This is a genomic window from Burkholderia sp. SCN-KJ (genome assembly GCF_024656005.1).
In the GTDB taxonomy this organism is placed as follows: Bacteria; Pseudomonadota; Gammaproteobacteria; order Burkholderiales; family Burkholderiaceae; genus Burkholderia.
Genome location: NZ_JANKOG010000006.1, coordinates 71368 through 86812 on the forward strand (window position 1 = coordinate 71368; position 15445 = coordinate 86812).

The 15445-nt window shown below is 69.8% G+C and carries 14 protein-coding genes; 8 read left to right on the forward strand and 6 right to left on the reverse strand.

The window, feature by feature from the left end; all coding sequences use genetic code 11:
- The first annotated feature begins 3 nt into the window (after positions 1 to 3).
- From gsiD to NQV17_RS11965, 3 genes are read left to right on the forward strand one after another with little or no spacing between them, the layout of a single operon-like run.
- Positions 4 to 897: a glutathione ABC transporter permease GsiD gene (gene gsiD / locus NQV17_RS11955; RefSeq protein ID WP_257772426.1), complete on the forward strand. Its 894-nt coding sequence runs from the start codon at positions 4 to 6 to the stop codon at positions 895 to 897.
- On the forward strand, positions 897 to 1988 hold the full coding sequence (locus NQV17_RS11960) for a P1 family peptidase (RefSeq protein ID WP_257772427.1): 1092 nt from the start codon (positions 897 to 899) through the stop codon (positions 1986 to 1988). Before gsiD ends, NQV17_RS11960 begins: the two co-directional genes overlap by 1 nt.
- Entirely contained in the window at positions 1985 to 2812 is an 828-nt protein-coding gene (locus tag NQV17_RS11965; protein WP_257772428.1) for a M55 family metallopeptidase, read from the forward strand. Before NQV17_RS11960 ends, NQV17_RS11965 begins: the two co-directional genes overlap by 4 nt.
- A 35-nt stretch (positions 2813 to 2847) precedes the next feature.
- On the opposite strand, the gene NQV17_RS11970 is transcribed toward NQV17_RS11965, so the two are convergent.
- Positions 2848 to 2976, reverse strand: a complete 129-nt coding sequence (locus NQV17_RS11970) for a hypothetical protein (protein WP_257772429.1) — start codon at positions 2974 to 2976, stop codon at positions 2848 to 2850.
- Positions 2977 to 3118: 142 nt separating this feature from the next.
- Here NQV17_RS11970 and NQV17_RS11975 point away from each other — a divergent pair, with 142 nt between their 5' ends.
- Entirely contained in the window at positions 3119 to 3898 is a 780-nt protein-coding gene (locus NQV17_RS11975) for a helix-turn-helix domain-containing protein (RefSeq protein WP_257772430.1), read from the forward strand.
- Between the two features lie 460 nt (positions 3899 to 4358).
- Here NQV17_RS11975 and pcaG read toward each other — a convergent pair whose 3' ends face one another.
- The 3 genes from pcaG to NQV17_RS11990 form a co-directional block, all read right to left on the reverse strand.
- Entirely contained in the window at positions 4359 to 4952 is a 594-nt protein-coding gene (gene pcaG / locus NQV17_RS11980) for a protocatechuate 3,4-dioxygenase subunit alpha (RefSeq protein ID WP_257772431.1), read from the reverse strand.
- A gap of 3 nt (positions 4953 to 4955) precedes the next feature.
- Positions 4956 to 5663, reverse strand: a complete 708-nt coding sequence (pcaH, locus tag NQV17_RS11985; RefSeq protein WP_124484995.1) for a protocatechuate 3,4-dioxygenase subunit beta — start codon at positions 5661 to 5663, stop codon at positions 4956 to 4958.
- A 296-nt stretch (positions 5664 to 5959) separates the two neighbouring features.
- Entirely contained in the window at positions 5960 to 6523 is a 564-nt protein-coding gene (locus NQV17_RS11990) for a YiiX/YebB-like N1pC/P60 family cysteine hydrolase (RefSeq protein WP_257772432.1), read from the reverse strand.
- A 120-nt stretch (positions 6524 to 6643) separates the two neighbouring features.
- Here NQV17_RS11990 and NQV17_RS11995 point away from each other — a divergent pair, with 120 nt between their 5' ends.
- From NQV17_RS11995 to NQV17_RS12010, 4 genes are all read left to right on the forward strand, one after another.
- The gene (locus NQV17_RS11995) at positions 6644 to 7381 is read left to right on the forward strand and encodes a helix-turn-helix domain-containing protein (RefSeq protein ID WP_257772433.1); all 738 of its coding nucleotides are present in this window, start codon (positions 6644 to 6646) and stop codon (positions 7379 to 7381) included.
- A gap of 77 nt (positions 7382 to 7458) precedes the next feature.
- Positions 7459 to 8445: a pca operon transcription factor PcaQ gene (gene pcaQ / locus NQV17_RS12000; RefSeq protein WP_257772434.1), complete on the forward strand. Its 987-nt coding sequence runs from the start codon at positions 7459 to 7461 to the stop codon at positions 8443 to 8445.
- Positions 8446 to 8579: 134 nt separating this feature from the next.
- Positions 8580 to 8939, forward strand: a complete 360-nt coding sequence (locus NQV17_RS12005) for a type II toxin-antitoxin system RelE/ParE family toxin (protein WP_257772435.1) — start codon at positions 8580 to 8582, stop codon at positions 8937 to 8939.
- A 68-nt stretch (positions 8940 to 9007) separates the two neighbouring features.
- The gene (locus tag NQV17_RS12010) at positions 9008 to 9304 is read left to right on the forward strand and encodes a helix-turn-helix domain-containing protein (RefSeq protein WP_257772436.1); all 297 of its coding nucleotides are present in this window, start codon (positions 9008 to 9010) and stop codon (positions 9302 to 9304) included.
- A gap of 96 nt (positions 9305 to 9400) precedes the next feature.
- On the opposite strand, the gene NQV17_RS12015 is transcribed toward NQV17_RS12010, so the two are convergent.
- Both NQV17_RS12015 and NQV17_RS12020 read right to left on the reverse strand, forming a co-directional pair.
- Entirely contained in the window at positions 9401 to 10675 is a 1275-nt protein-coding gene (locus NQV17_RS12015) for an APC family permease (protein ID WP_257772437.1), read from the reverse strand.
- Positions 10676 to 10813: 138 nt separating this feature from the next.
- A complete protein-coding gene (locus NQV17_RS12020; protein ID WP_257772438.1) occupies positions 10814 to 15316 on the reverse strand; it encodes a DEAD/DEAH box helicase in 4503 nt (1500 codons plus the stop codon).
- Positions 15317 to 15445: the final 129 nt, after the last annotated feature.

The following is a 15445-nucleotide window of genomic DNA, read 5'->3' on the forward strand; positions in this document are numbered from 1 at the left end:
AGCATGAACGCGACTGTCCAGCCCGCGGCGCCGGCCGCATCGAACACGATCCGCACGCCGTGGCGCGAATTCTGGCGCAAGTTCCGCAAGCAGACCGTCGCGCTGGTCGCCGGCGGCTTCGTGCTCGCGCTCGTCGTGCTGGCCTTCGTCGGCCCGCACATCGTGCCGTTCGATCCGGAGAATTATTTCGACTACGACGCGCTGAATGCGGGGCCGTCGGCCGTGCACTGGTTCGGCGTCGACTCGCTCGGCCGCGACATCTTCAGCCGGATCGTCACCGGCACGCGTATCTCGCTCGCGGCCGGCTTCTTCTCGGTCGCGCTCGGCGCGCTCATCGGCACGTTGTTCGGGCTGCTCGCCGGCTACTACGAAGGCTGGTGGGACCGCATCACGATGCGCGTGGCCGACGTGCTGTTCGCGTTCCCGGGGATCCTGCTCGCGATCGGCGTGGTCGCGATCCTCGGCAACGGGATGGTCAACGTGATCTGCGCGGTCGCGATCTTCAGCATTCCGGCGTTCGCGCGGCTCGTGCGCGGCAACACGCTGATGCTCAAGCACATGACCTACGTGGAAGCCGCGCGCAGCATCGGCGCGTCCGACTGGACGATCATCATGCGGCACATCCTGCCGGGCACCGTGTCGTCGGTCGTCGTCTACTTCACGATGCGGATCGGCACGTCGATCATCACGGCCGCGAGCCTGTCGTTCCTCGGGCTCGGCGCGCAGCCGCCGACGCCGGAGTGGGGCGCGATGCTCAACGAGGCGCGCGCGGACATGGTGACCGCGCCGCACGTCGCGATCTTCCCGAGCCTCGCGATCTTCCTGACCGTGCTCGCGTTCAACCTGCTCGGCGACGGGCTGCGCGACGCGCTCGACCCGAAGCTGGAGCGGCGCTGATGCGAGCCGTGCCCATGTGGGCCGCGACGCTGCCGGCCGGGCCGCGCGGCACGATCGCCGACGTGCCGGGCGTGACGGTCGGCCATGCGACGCTCGATGCGGGCGACGTGCAGACGGGTGTTACCGTCGTGAAACCGCACCCGGGCGACCCGTACCGCAGCAAGGTGCCGGCCGGTGCGGCCGTGATCAACGGCTTCGGCAAGAGCGTCGGGCTCGTGCAGGTCGACGAACTGGGCACGCTCGAAACGCCGATCGCGCTGACCAACACGTTCGGCGTCGGCGCGGTGGCGCAGGCGCAGATTCGCGCGGCAATCGAGAAGAATCCGCAAATCGGCCGCGACTGGCCGACCGTCAACCCGCTCGTGTTCGAGTGCAACGACGGCTATCTGAACGACATCCAGGCGTTCGCGGTGACGGCCGCGCATTACGACGAAGCCTGCAATACCGCGGCGCGAGATTTCGCACGTGGCGCGGCAGGCGCCGGGCGCGGGATGTCGTGTTTCGACCTGAAGGGCGGGATCGGCTCCGCGTCGCGCGTGGCCGTCGCGGCCGGCAGGCCGTACACGGTTGGCGCGCTGGTGCTCGCGAATTTCGGCCGGCTGCCGATGCTGATGCTCGGCGGCGTGCCGGTCGGACGGATCGTCGCGCAGCGGCGTGCCGCCGCCGACGCTCAACCGACGCACGCGGCGCCGCCCGAGCAAGGCTCGATCATCCTGCTGCTCGCGACCGATGCGCCGCTCGACGCGCGGCAACTGTCGCGGCTCGCGCGCCGCGCGGGCGCGGGGCTCGCCCGCACCGGCTCGGTCTACGGACATGGCAGCGGCGACATCGCGCTCGCCTTTTCCACCGCGTACACGATCGCGCACGATGCGTCGACCGTCGCGCTGCCGGCCCTCGTGGCCGATGCGGCGCTCGACCCGCTGTTCATGGCCGCGGCCGAAAGCGTCGAGCACGCGATCGCCGACGCGCTGCTGCAGGCCGTGACCGTGACCGGCCGCGACGGCCACGTACGGCAATCGCTGCGCGATGCGGTGCCCGATCTCGAGCGGTTATTCAACGCAGGCAACGAAGGACGTCCGAGCCATTCATGAAGATTCTGATCTCGACCGACATCGAGGGTGTCGCCGGCGTGTTCGCCCTCGAGCAGACGCGTGCCGGCAATCCGGAATACGAACGCGCGCGCCGCTGGATGACCGCCGAGGCGAACGCGGCGATCGAAGGCGCGTTCGCCGGAGGCGCGAAGGCCGTCTGGGTCAACGATTCGCACGGCGGCTTCCGCAATCTGTTGCCCGACGGGCTCGATGCCCGCGCCCGCGTCGTGCTCGGCAAGCCGCGCACGCTGGGGATGATGGCGGGCCTCGAGCAGCAGCCCGACCTCGTGTTCATGATCGGCTTTCATGCGAAGTCGCAGACGCGCGGCGTGCTTGCGCACACCATCAACAGCTTCGCGTTCACGCAGGTGTGGCTGAATGGCGTCGAACTCGGCGAAGCCGGGCTGTACGGCGCGCTGGCGCGCGAATACGGCGCGCACGTCGCGCTGGCGTCGGGCGACGACGTATTCGCCGAGGAAACCCGGCCGCTGTTTCCCGACGCGCGTTTCGAGACGGTCAAGACGGCCGGCGGTGCATCGAGCGGCGACACGCTCACGCCGGCCGCGTCCTGCGCGCGCATCGCGACCGCCGCACGCGAAACGGTCGCGCATGCGCTGTCGTCCGGCTGGCGCGCGACCGCGCACCGGCCCGCGCCGGCCGCTTGCACGCTGCGCGTGCAGACGGCCGCGCTCGCCGATCTGTTCTGCGTGCTGCCGTCGCTCGAGCGGGTCGATGCGGTGACGCTGCGCTTCGACGGGCCGTCGGTCGAACACGTCGTGCGCACGCTGAACAGCCTGTCGGCCATGTCGTTCATGCTGCGGTGATGCGTGCCGACCGGAGGCCGTCGGTGCGCGGCGCGTCATGCACCGGGCGCGCGGTCTGCCGCCGTGTCGAGCAGGAATGCTTCCATCGCGGCGACCAGCGCGAGCGGGGTTTCGTTCATCGGGAACAGGGGGCCGTCCCCCACGCGATGAAACGTATTGGGCATTTCCGCTCCGATGCAGTCGCTATCCGGCCGATGCGGCCGTCGGGTCTTGCGGCCATCCGGTCGCGCAAGCGTGGAGCGGATCGTAGACCGATCGAAGGTGACCCGCTTTCGATATCGGGTCATTCATGATGGAATTCGGGCCTTGAGAAATACGCTGCTGGATCCCTACGAAGACATTCCCCGTAGCGTCGTGGTGATCGCCAACGACTACGCGGCGGGCACGACGTTTCCGGAGCACGCACACCGGCGCGGGCAGTTCGCGTTCGCGTCGCGCGGCACGATCAGCGTGTCGACGCCGCACGGCCGCTGGCTGGTGCCGCCGCAGCGGGCGTGCTGGGTGCCGGCCGGCGTGCGGCACGAAATGACGATGACCGGGCCGGTCACGATGCTCAACACGTTCGTGTCGGACGACACGGCCCAGGCCGCGGGGCTGCCGGACCAGTGCGGCGTGTACGGCGTGTCGCCGCTCCTGCGGCAACTGATCGACGATGCGATCGACCTGCCGGCGATGTACGACGTCGACGGCCGGGCGGGCAAGCTGATGGCGCTGCTGGTCGCGGAAATCGCGACGATGCCGCGGCTGTCGCTGCACGCGCCGCTGCCGGCCGACGCGCGCCTCGCGAAGATCTGCCGGCATCTGTTCGCGTCGCCGTCGATCGCGGCCGATCTCGACCAGGTGGCGACCGACGCGGGCGTGAGCCGGCGCACGTTTACGCGGCTGTTCCGCGCGCAGACCGGCGTGAGTTTCGCCGCCTGGCGTCAGCAGGTCTGCATGCTGGCGGCGATTACCCGCCTGAGCGACGGGCAGCCGGTGACGCGGGTCGCGTTCGATCTGGGCTATGCGAGCGCGAGCGCCTTTACGTCGGCGTTTCGCCGCATCCTCGGCGAAACGCCGAGCCGGTATCTGGAGGTTCGCCGCTAGCCGGAACGGGGGCTGCGGCGAGTGCGGCGGCGTGCTCCGGTCGCGGACGAAAAAAACGCGTCTGCCAGGTTTCGGTCAGACGCGCTTGAAGGCACTCGGTCAGAAAAATGCGCGCTCAGGCAGCGGGGCAGTGTTCGCGCATTGCGGGTGAAATTGTTGCCTGTTCCGATTCAATCCCGTCGGTGTCGGGCGGATAGCAAAGCATACGCCGTGTAACGCGCAAACGATATCGTGCGGGCCCGACGATTCATGTGCTGTCGCAGCATGCGTTTCAATCGCGCGTTTGATGCCGGAGGCGGGAGCAGTCAACCAAGGGCGTCGGCCGTCCCGACCGGGCGTGCTGCGGCACGGCATCGAATGTTGGAGCCCGAAAACGAAAACCGCCGCGCGACGCGATGCCTGTCGGTATCGCGCCACACGGCGGTTCGGTGCGGGCTGCCGGCGTGCGCCGGCTCGCGCGTCACGCGTCGAAGAACACGGTCTCGTCCGGCCCCTGCATGCGGATGTCGAAGCGGTACACGACGGGCCGGCCCGGTTGCGCGTCGCGCTTCGCGACGAGCGTCGCGCGGCGTTCGGCCGGCACCAGGTTCAGCACCGGATCGACCGCGTTCGCCGCGGCTTCGTCGTCGAAATACACGCGGGTGAACGCGTGGGTCAGGATCCCGCGCATCATCACGGTCACGTTGATGTGCGGCGCTTCGTCGGCGGCGGCGCGGCCCGGCTTGACCGTCTGGACAACGAAGCGGTGCTGCGCATCGGTGCCCGTGCCGACGCGTGCGAAGCCCGTGAAGCCGGACTTCGCGATGTCGTCGCGCGACGCGGGATAGCGGCCCGCACCGTCCACCTGCGTGAATTCGAGCACCGCGTCGCTGACGACGTTGCCGTCGCCGTCGAACACCTGTCCGACCAGCAGCACGTGCTCGCCTTCGGCGTCGGGCGTGGCGATCGCCGGCGTGAACAGGCTCTTCAGGTCGTAGTCGTATTGCTGCGGGCACAGGCCGTACGCGAAGTACGGGCCGACTGTCTGCGAAGGGGTTTGCTTCAGCGTCGTCATGGTTCAGCGCTCCATCGGGGTGGCGTCGCGGCCGCGCAGCACGATGTCGAATTCGTAGCCGAGCGCATAGCCTTCTTCGGTGATGTCCATCGAGAAGCGCGAGATCAGGCGGTCGCGCGCCGCTTCCGGCGTGCCCTGGAAGATCGGGTCGTACGCGAGCAGCGGATCGCCGGGGAAGTACATCTGCGTGACGAGGCGCGAGCCGAAGTAGTCGCCGAACAGCGAGAAGTGGATGTGATTCGGGCGCCATGCGTTCGGATGGTTGCCCCACGGATACGCGCCGGGCTTGATCGTCAGGAAGCGGTAGCGGCCTTCGGCGTCGGTCATGCAGCGGCCTGCGCCGAGGAAGTTCGGGTCGAGCGGCGCGTCGTGCTGGTCGACCTTGTGCACGTAGCGGCCGGCCGCGTTCGCCTGCCATACCTCGACGAGCGTGTTGCGCACGGGCTTGCCGCCTTCGTCGAGCACGCGGCCGGTGACGACGATGCGCTCGCCGAGCGGTTCGCCGTTCTTCACGGCGTTCTTCGTCAGGTCGTGGTCGAGTGCGCCGAGATCGTCGGTGCCGTAGACGGGCACGTACTGGTCGCGCAGCTTTTCCTTCAGCGGGATCAGCGGGCGGGTCGGGCCGCGCTTGACCGACGAACGGTACTCGGGGTGGATATACGCGGGATGCGACGGCCAGTCGCGCGGCGTGAGGATCGTGGGGGAATCCATCGGGCGTCTCCTGTTAGGTATTTCGCGAAGTGGATGGCAAGACTTTAGCCAATCCGGAAAGTTATGCAAAATGACCTTTTTTCGCCAATCGCATAACCGTTCGTTATGTTCGGCGGCGCCCATGAAAATCCGCCGGACAGGCGGCCTGTCCGGCGGAAAAAGCGATTCGGGCTTCGCGTCGTCGGTGACGACTCCGTGCACGGCCCTCCAGCCAGCCCGTCGCTGCCTTTTTATGTGTCGTTGTTGTTATCCGGTCTCCCCGAGCGCGCCCGTCGTTCGTCCTTCGTCCTTCGTCGTCATGGCCGGGCGGGATCGAATACGATCCCGTCGAATTCGAGCGACAGCGTGCCGCTGCGCAGCAGCGCGGCCGGTGTCGCGGCGCGCTCGGCGCCGAGCACGTCGCGCACGTAGTTCGCGCAGAACCCGCGCTGCGACAGCAGGTTGAAGCGGCTGCCGAGCAGTGCGTCGATCCGCTGTTCGGCCAGCGCGTGCACGTTGCGCTGCGCGTCGGCGGTCGGTGCCGCGACGCGGCGCGCCAGCGCGATGCGTCCGCCGTCGGCGCGGGCGACGAAGCGCGACAGCCGCGTGAGCCTGGTCCGCGCGAACGCGGGCTCGGCGATCAGCGGCTCGTCGCCCGACGTATCGACGACGATGCCGAACCGATCGGCCCAAGCGCCTGCGTTGCCTGCGGCGTTGCGGGGCGCGCCGGCCGGTACGCGGATGAATACGAGATCCCCGACGTGCGCGCCGGCGGCCAGCGTGCGCACCGTGGCGAGCGGCAATGTGCGATCGGTGTCGCGGGCATCGCGCGGCGCGGGGTGATGCGGATCGAAGGCGTGGGTGTCGGTTCGGGTGCTCATCGCGGCTCCGTCGCGGAGTGACAGGACGGAGCGGATTATGCAGACAAGTATCCAAAAGTGCTTGTATGGATGCTTGAGTAGCCTAATATCCGACCGTGAGCATCATTTTTCGATACCAACATGACCGAGACCGCCCAACTCATCGAAACGCTGAAGCGCCAGCTGAAGGCCCAGGGAATGACCTACCGCGACGTCGCGCGTGCGCTCGAGGTGTCCGAGACGAGCGTGAAGCGGCTGTTCGCGAGCGGCCGCTTCACGCTGGAGCGTGTCGCGGAGATCGCGCAGCTGCTCGGCTACACGCTCGCGGAGCTCGTGCAGGAGGCGTCGGCGTCGGCGCCGCGCCTGCGCGTGCTGACCGAGCAGCAGGAGGCGCTGCTCGTATCGGACGAGAAGCTGCTGCTCGTCGCCGTCTGCGCGATCAACTACTGGACCGTGCAGGACATCGTGGCGGCCTATCGCGTGACGCAGGCCGAGTGCGTGAAATACCTGCTGATGCTCGACCGGATGAACGTGATCGCGCTGCTGCCCGGCGACCGGATTCGCGTGCGCGTCGCGCGCGATTTCGACTGGCTGCCGGGCGGACCGATCCGCCGGTATTTCCATGCGCACGTGCTCGACGATTTCCTCGGCAGCCGCTTCGACGGCCCGGGCGAGACGATGACGTTCCTGCAAGGGATGCTGACGGACGCCGCCGCGGCGGAGCTCGAACAGGAGCTGCGGCGGCTCAGCAGCAAGGCGGCGGCGCTGCATGCCGAGTCGTCGTCCGCGCCGCTCGGGCAGAAGCACGGCACGGCCCTGCTGATCGCGAAACGGATCTGGGAGCCGACTGGTTTCCATGCGCTGCGGCGTCATGCGTGACGCCGCGCCGAATGCTTGGGCCTTTCCGGAAAGTTATGCAAAATGGCGTGATATCACCATTCGCATAACCGCCCGTTATGAATAACCGTATCGCCGACGGCCGCGTCAAATTCCGGCACCTGCAGTGTTTTCTCGCGGTCGCGCAGTTGGGCGGCGTGCAGAAGGCGGCCGAAAGCCTGTCGATCACGCAGCCGGCCGTGTCGAAGACGATCGCCGAACTGGAGTCGATCCTCGGCGTGAAGTTGTTCGAACGCGGGCGGCACGGCGCGCAGCCGACCCGCGAAGCGCAGCTGTTCATCCCGCACGCGAACGCGTGCGTGCTGGCGCTGCGGCAGGGTGTCGGGCTGCTCGCGCGCGAAGGCGGCGCGGCCGCGGCGACGCTCGAAATCGGCATGCTGCCGACGGTCGCGGCATCGCTCGCGCCCGCGCTGATGAAGGCGCTGACCGCACGCTGGCCGCGCATCGTGGTGCGGATCGCAACGGCTGCCAATACCGAGCTGCTGGAGCGTCTGAAGGCAGGGGCGATCGAATGCGCGATCGGGCGCCTGTCGGAGCCGGAACGGATGATCGGGCTCGCGTTCGAGCAGCTGTACAACGAACCGCTCGTCGCGGTCGTGCGCGCCGGCCATCCGCTGCTGGCGAGTGCCGCGCCGGCCGCCGAGCTCGCGCGCTATCCGGTCGTGCTGCCGCCGTTCGGCACGCTGATCCGCCAGTCGGCCGAGCAGCTGCTCGGCGCGTGCGGCGCGCCGCCGCTGGATTCGTTCATCGAGGTGCTGTCGGTGTCGGTCGCGCGTGCGCTCACGCTCGAGAACGACGCAGTCTGGTTCGTGCCGCTCTACGCGGCCGAATACGACCTGTCGGCCGGCGCGCTCGCGCGGCTGCCGCTGCCGTCCGCGGGCACCGACGAGCCGGTCGGGCTCGTGCTGCGCACCGATGCGCAACCGTCTCCCGTCGCCCGGACGCTGATCGACGCCGTGCGCGACATCGCGCAGGCGCGGTTCGGCGAGGCGCACACCCATCGCGCCCCCCGTGGCGCGCGCAAGCCGGCTCGCCGTCAGCGTTGAGACGCCGGGCGGGGCGTGGGCGGATGACGTCCGGCTGCCGCTCTTTCACCGTCATTCGTTAGCCATTCGGTCAGTAGCGGGTTTCGTCGTGCTTGGCGTATCGTACCGTTTTTGATACACTCGATGACACGACGATGGCGAGACAGCAGATTCAGGCCACGCTCGACGTGCGGTTCTTCCGCACCGCGCGTGGCAACGAGCCGGTGCGCGAATGGCTCAGGGCGCTCGGGCAGGTCGAGCGCAGGGTGATCGGCGAAGAGATCAAGACCGTTCAACTCGGCTGGCCGCTCGGCATGCCGCTGGTCCGGAAGATGTCGCAGGATCTGTGGGAAATCCGCGTGATGTTGCCGCAGCGAAGCGCGCGCGTGCTGTTCACGGTCGTCGGCGACACGATGGTGCTGCTGCACGCGTTCTTCAAGCAGTCGCAGGCCACGCCGTCCGACGATCTCGACGTGACCGTCGCGCGGCTGAAAGCGCTGACGCGCGCCATCTGAATTCCTCCGGCTGCGCCGGCACATGCGATCGGCGATGTGCCGGCCGGCCACGATGCACTGGAGTACCCATGACGACCACGAACAACCCGCATATCGGCAGCGATTTCGACACCTTCCTCGGGGAGGAAGGCCATCTCGAAGCGGCCACCGCCACCGCGATCAAGCGCGTGATCGCGTGGCAGATCGGCCAGGAAATGAAGGCGCAGCACATCACGAAGACCGCGATGGCCGCGCGGATGAAGACCAGCCGCGCCGCGCTCAACCGGCTGCTCGATGAAACCGACACGAGCCTCACGCTCGCGACGCTCGCGAGCGCGGCCACCGCACTCGGCAAGCGGCTCAGCTTCGAGCTGGTGCCGGCCTGACGCCCGCGGCGCAGCGGTGCGCGGCCGGTTCGCGGTGGGCCGGCGCAGCGCGGCGAGCGCACGTTTGCTCGTCCGCACACGGGCGCCGGCACGCGATCACGTGCGTCGCCCGGCCATCCGCAGATAAAGCAGCGCACCGCCCGCAAGCAGCAGCGGGCACAAGATGAACCACCCCGTCGTCAGGAACAGCCCGGCGACGGCGACCAGCGAAATCCACGCGCAGCGATATGCGATGCCGCCGCGCGGCAGCAGTTTCAGCGCGGCCGCCGCGCCGAGTCCGTACACCATCACGAAGCATCCGGACGTGACGAGCACGAGCGGCTTCGGCCCGACGTCCGAGAGCGTCGTCGCGGCCAGCGCGACGACGGCCAGCGCCGCGATCACGCCAAGACTTCGGCGCGGCACGCCGCCGACCTGGCTGCCTTGTGCGAGCCACGCAGGCAGTGCGCCGTCGCGCCCGAGCGCTGCGCCGAGCTTCGCCGCGCCCGCGAAATACGCATTCATCGTGCCGAGCGTGAGCAGCAGCGCGGCCGCGGCCGCCAGCACCTGTGCGTGACCGCCGATGCCGCCTGCGATCAGTTCCGCAAGCGGCGCACCCGACGCGCCGGCCGACGGCCCGAGCACCGTGACGCTCGCGGCCGCGACCGACAGATACAGAAAGCCGACGACCACGACCGCGATCCCGGCCGAGCGCGGCATGTCGTGCGCGGGCCGGCGGAACTCTGCTGCGAGGTGCGTGATTGCTTCCCAGCCCGCGAAGCTCCACACGAGCAGTGCGGCAGCCTGGCCGACCGCGAGCCAGCCATGCGGCGCGAACGGATGCAGGTTCACCGTGCTCGCATGCGGCGCGGACGCGAGCACGGCGGCCAGCAGCAGCGTGACGAGCAGTGCCGACAGCACGAGCTGCATGCGGCCCGACACCGTGACGCCGAACGCATTCGCGGCCGACACCGTGGCGATCAGCGCGGCAGCCGTGACGATCACCGTGACGTGTCCGCCGCCCGTGACGGCGGCGACGTACGCGCCGCCGAACATCGCGGCGGCCGGCGCGCCGGCCGGCACCGCGAAATAGAAACACCAGCCGACGATTGCCGCGGCCTTCGGCCCGAATGCGCGTCGCGCGTAGGTCGATACGCCGCCCGCGTCCGGATAGCGCGCGCCGAGTGCGGCGAAGGTGGCGGCAAGCGGTCCTGACAGCACGACGAGCGCGGCCCACGCCAGCAGCGACGCAGGGCCTGCAACCTCGGCCGCGAGCGCGGGCAGCGCAATGACGCCGGTGCCGAGCACCGCGCCGATATACAGCGCGGCGCCCTGGAAAATCGTCAGCGAGCCCGCGTGATGAACGGCGGGCGAATCGGCATGCGAGGACATGAAAGGCAGTCTCCTGAAGGCTTGTTCTGCGCGCGCTCGGGCGCGCAATGAATCGTTCGATGCTACCCGAACGTGCGCGGCGCTGCCGCGCGGCGTTTAGTAGTCCGCGATGTGCGGTGTGTCAGCCGATGTCAGGAGTCAGTGGCGGCGTGCGAGCCGCAGGCGCGCATCCTCGCGCGCGACGGGCGACAGCTCGGGCGCGTAATGGAACGTGCCCGCCACGAGCGACGCGACCGGCACGCCGTCGCGGAACAGCACGCGATTGCCGGCCAGCGCGGGCACCTTGTCGCCGGGCAGCAGCGTGCCGGCAAGGTTCAGCGGATCGGCGCCCGTCACGCACACGTACTGGCCGTCGCCCGGTTGGCGACGCAGCTCGCGCAGGACCGGGATCGCTTCCGGCAGCGCGAACTGCTCGCCCGCGAGCCCCGCGACGAAGCGGCCGCCGCGAATCTCGCCGCGCGCTTCGAGACGTTGCAGCACCCGCACGAGTTCGCGCCAGCTCGGCAGCCAGTCGGCTTCGCGTTCGAGCAGCCGCCAGAACACCACGCCATAGCGGCGCAGCAGCGTCCACGCGATGTGTTCGAGCGCATCGGGATCGGTCGCGGGCGCACCGCGCTTCGGTGCCGCGGTTGGCGCATCGTCCGGCGCCGACGTGCGTTGCACGAGCGCCCATCGTCCGGCGTCGTCCATCCCGCCGATCAGCGCGCCACCGCGCCGCGTGCGCGGCGCATAGGTCGCGCTGCGCTTGACCGCAGGCTTCAACAGCGCGCGCAACCCGGCGAAGCTGTCTGCGTTCACGAGGCCGGCCGACACGAGTTCGCCGAGCGCCTGCTCGAGTTCGACCGGCAGCATGTGCAGTTCGTCGAGCAGCGCGTCGAAGAACATCGCGCCGTGTGCGGCAAGTGCATCGCGCACCTGCGTCGCACGCGCCGATAGCGCCGGCTGCGCGTCCGGGTCGCGCAGCGCCTGCCATGCGCCGAGGTGGCGGCGCGGCAGCAGCACGACCGGCGTCGTTTTCACGGGCGTGCCGGCCGCGCGCGCCGGCGCGCCGATGCGGGTCCACACGAGTTTGCCCGAGCGGCACAGCTCGTCGAGGCCGCCGGCCGTGTAGTCGGTCAGGCGCGCGGGCAGCAGCGCGTCTTCCCATGCGCTCGCTGCGGCTTCGTAGCCTTCGAGCTGCTCGACGACGGCTGCGAGCGCGTCGCGGCCCGTGCCGCGCGTATCGGGCGTCAGGTGCTGCCAGTGGAACAGGAAGCGCATGAAATCGGCGCGCTCGACCGGCTCGATCTCGCGGCGCAGCCGCTTGACCGTGTAGCGATGAATGCGCGCGAGCAGGTGACGTTCGCACCATTCGTCGGTCGTGGCGCCCGGCGTGAAGCGGCCATGCATCACGTAGCCTTCGCGCTCCAGTGCGGCGAGCGCGGTCGCGATCGCCGCGGACGGCAGGCCGAGCGGCCGCGCGATGGCGTCGAGCGTCGATGGCCCGAAGCCGGTGAGCCGCGCGCGGATCACGTCGACGAGCGCGGCATCGGCTTCCCAGGGTTGCGCGCACGCGGCCGGCACCTTCAGCGCGGGCGCGACGCGTGCATTGGGATGCAGCGCGCGCATGCAGACCAGCCGTTCGACCGGCACCCACAGCACGGCGCCGTCCGGCGTGACGAGTTGCGTCGCACGACGGCGCTCGGCCAGTTCCGCGAGCCGTTCGGGCCAGCCTTCGTGCGCGTGCGCTTCGCCGTCGGCGACGCACGCGAGCGTGAGCAGGGCGTCGTGCATTTCGTCGGCATCGCGTACGAGCGGCCACGCTTCGTCGCGCACCGCATCGATGGCATCGGCGTCGAGCGCGCCGAGATCGTCGGCCGATTCGGGATCGCTCCAGCGGCGCGACTGCACGGCCTGCGTGCGGCGCTCCTCGAGCGGCGCATCGTCGAGGAACGCATAGGGCTTCGCGTTCAGGATCTCGGCCGCGAGCGGGGACGGCGCGGGCAGGTCGCGCGCGATCAGTTCGATCGCGCCGCTTTCGATCCGGCGCAGCAGCGCGAGCCAGCCGTCGGTATCCATCGCGTCGTGCAGGCAATCGTCGAGCGTCTGGTCGACGAGCGGATGGTGCGGGATCTCGCGTTCGCCGACGACGTTCTCGACGCATGCGACCTGGTCGGGGAACACGGTCGCGAGCAGGTCGTCGCTCTTCATCCGCTGCAGTTGCGGCGCGGTGCGCCGGCCGCCGGTGAAGCGCGGCAGCGCGAGCGAGGTCGTCGCGTTCCAGCGCCAGCGCACGCCGAACATCGGTGCGTCGAGCAGCGCCTGCACCAGCACGTGCTCGGCGCTCGCCGAGCGCAGGTAGCGCCACACTTCGTCGAGCGCGAAGCTGTGCGCGAGCGACAGCGAAAGAATGATCGCGTCGTCGGTCGCGGCGGCCTGCAGCTCGAAATTGAACGTGCGGCAGAAGCGCTTGCGCAGCGCGAGCCCCCACGCGCGATTGATGCGGCTGCCGAACGGCGAGTGGATCACCAGCTGCGTGCCGCCCGATTCGTCGAAGAAGCGCTCCATCACGAGCGTGTCCTGTGTCGGCAGGGCGCCGAGCGCCGCGCGCGTGCGCGCGAGGTAGTCGGCGATCTGGCGGGCCGCATCGGGCGACAGGCGGAGATCGTCGACGAGCCAGCGCAGCGCCGGCGCGAGGCGGCTTGCGGGCGGGGCGATCGCGGTGCCGGCGGGATCGCTTCGCGAATCGGTCGCGGTGTCGGCTTCGGCCCCCTTCCTGGTAGTGCCGCGCGTGCCCGTCTTGCCGGCCGTGTCGCCGCCTGCGCGCTTCGGTTCGGCCGCCGCCGTGTGTCGATCGCCTTCGGCGAACAGCCCGTCGAGCCGCGCGCGCAGCCGGCCGACCGCCGCCGACAGCTCGTCGCTGCGCCCGAGCCCCTCGCCGAGCCAGAACGGAATGCTCGGCGACTGGCCTTGCGCGTCCTCGACGCGCACGCGGCCGGTTTCCACGCGAATGATCCGGTACGACTGATTGCCAAGCTGGAACACATCGCCCGCGAGGCTCTCGACCGCGAAATCCTCGTTGACGGTGCCGACCTGGATGCCCTGCGGTTCGAGCAGCACCGCGTAGTCGGCCATGTCGGGAATCGTGCCGCCCGACGTCGTCGCGGTCATCATCGCGTTGCGGCGCCCGCGCACCGTGCCGCCGACCACGTCGCGATGCAGGTACGCACTGCGCACGCCGCGGCGGCTCGTGAAGCCTTCGGCGAGCATCTTCATCACGTCGTCGAAGCGTTCGCGCGACAGGCGTGCGTAGGGCGCCGCGCGCGTGAAGCTCGCGTACAGCGCGTCCTCCTGCCATTCCGCGCAGGCGACTTCGGCGACGATCTGCTGCGCGAGCACGTCGAGCGGTGCCTCGGGAATCCGCAACGCGTCGAGCTCGCCGCGTCGCACGCAATCGAGCAGCGCCGCGCATTCGACCAGCTCGTCGCGCGACAGCGGGAACAGGCGGCCCTTCGGCACGCCGCCGACATGGTGCCCCGAGCGGCCGACGCGCTGCAGGAACGGTGCGATCCCGCGCGGCGAACCGACCTGGCACACGAGATCGACGTCGCCGATATCGATGCCGAGTTCGAGCGACGCGGTCGCGACGAGCAGCTTCAGCTCGCCGCGCTTGAGCCGCTGTTCGGCGTCGAAGCGATGTTCCTTCGCGAGACTGCCGTGGTGGGCGGCGATCGCGTCCTTGCCGAGACGGTCGGCGAGATGGCGCGCCATGCGTTCCGCGGTGCGCCGCGTGTTCACGAACACGAGCGTCGTGCGATGCGCGGCGGCAAGCGCGGCGATCCGGTCGTACACCTGTTCCCACACGTCGGTCGCCATCACCGGCTCGAGCGGCACGTTCGGCAGTTCGAGCGCGAGGTCGCGTTCGCGCGTGTGACCGGTGTCGACGATCGAGCAGTCGCGCGGCGCATCGGCCGGGCCGCCGACCAGGAAGCGCGCGACCGCGTCGATCGGTTTCTGCGTGGCCGACAACCCGATGCGCGGCAACGCGCGGCCCGTCAACGCGTCGAGGCGTTCGAGCGACAACGTGAGATGGCTGCCGCGCTTGGACGACGCAAGCGCGTGGATCTCGTCGACGATCACCGAACGCACGTTCGACAGCATCTGTCGCCCCGACGTGGACGACAGCAGCACGTACAGCGACTCGGGCGTCGTCACGAGAATGTGCGGCGCGCGCTTGCGCAGCGCCGCGCGTTCAGCCTGCGTGGTGTCGCCGGTGCGCACGGCGGTGCGGATCGCCGGCACCGGCAGGCCGAGCTGCGCGAGCGAGTCGGCGATGCCGGCGAGCGGCGCGTCGAGGTTCACGTGGATGTCGTTCGACAGCGCCTTCAGCGGCGATACATAGACGACGAGCGTCGCGTCGGGCAGCGCGCCGTCGTGCGCGAGCGCATCGCGCACGAGGTCGTCGAGCGCGCACAGGAACGCGGTGAGCGTCTTGCCGGAGCCGGTCGGTGCGGCGACGAGCGTCGACCGGCCGGCCTTGATGTGCGGCCATGCGAGTGCCTGCGCGCCGGTCGGCGCGGCAAACGTGCGGCGGAACCACGCGGCGACGGCCGGGTGGAACACGTCGAGCGCGTGGGCGGGGCGGGTGGCTGTGACGTCCATCGGAGCGTTGAAATGGGGTGCGAGCGCGCGGGCGGCCGTGCGCGAATCGTCAGTGTGCCAGACGTCGCGTGCGCGTGCCGGGCACCGCGCGCGGGGGAACGCGCGCGCCGGAGATTCAGATGAGGCGCG

Coding starts and splice junctions, on each gene's coding strand:
- gsiD (WP_257772426.1), top strand. CDS start 4: ATGAACGCGACTGTCCAGCCCGCGGCGCCGGCCGCATCGAACACGATC.
- NQV17_RS11960 (WP_257772427.1), top strand. CDS start 897: ATGCGAGCCGTGCCCATGTGGGCCGCGACGCTGCCGGCCGGGCCGCGC.
- NQV17_RS11965 (WP_257772428.1), top strand. CDS start 1,985: ATGAAGATTCTGATCTCGACCGACATCGAGGGTGTCGCCGGCGTGTTC.
- NQV17_RS11970 (WP_257772429.1), bottom strand. CDS start 2,976: ATGCCCAATACGTTTCATCGCGTGGGGGACGGCCCCCTGTTCCCGATG.
- pcaG (WP_257772431.1), bottom strand. CDS start 4,952: ATGACGACGCTGAAGCAAACCCCTTCGCAGACAGTCGGCCCGTACTTC.
- pcaH (WP_124484995.1), bottom strand. CDS start 5,663: ATGGATTCCCCCACGATCCTCACGCCGCGCGACTGGCCGTCGCATCCC.
- NQV17_RS11990 (WP_257772432.1), bottom strand. CDS start 6,523: ATGAGCACCCGAACCGACACCCACGCCTTCGATCCGCATCACCCCGCG.
- NQV17_RS11995 (WP_257772433.1), top strand. CDS start 6,644: ATGACCGAGACCGCCCAACTCATCGAAACGCTGAAGCGCCAGCTGAAG.
- pcaQ (WP_257772434.1), top strand. CDS start 7,459: ATGAATAACCGTATCGCCGACGGCCGCGTCAAATTCCGGCACCTGCAG.
- NQV17_RS12005 (WP_257772435.1), top strand. CDS start 8,580: ATGGCGAGACAGCAGATTCAGGCCACGCTCGACGTGCGGTTCTTCCGC.
- NQV17_RS12010 (WP_257772436.1), top strand. CDS start 9,008: ATGACGACCACGAACAACCCGCATATCGGCAGCGATTTCGACACCTTC.
- NQV17_RS12015 (WP_257772437.1), bottom strand. CDS start 10,675: ATGTCCTCGCATGCCGATTCGCCCGCCGTTCATCACGCGGGCTCGCTG.
- NQV17_RS12020 (WP_257772438.1), bottom strand. CDS start 15,316: ATGGACGTCACAGCCACCCGCCCCGCCCACGCGCTCGACGTGTTCCAC.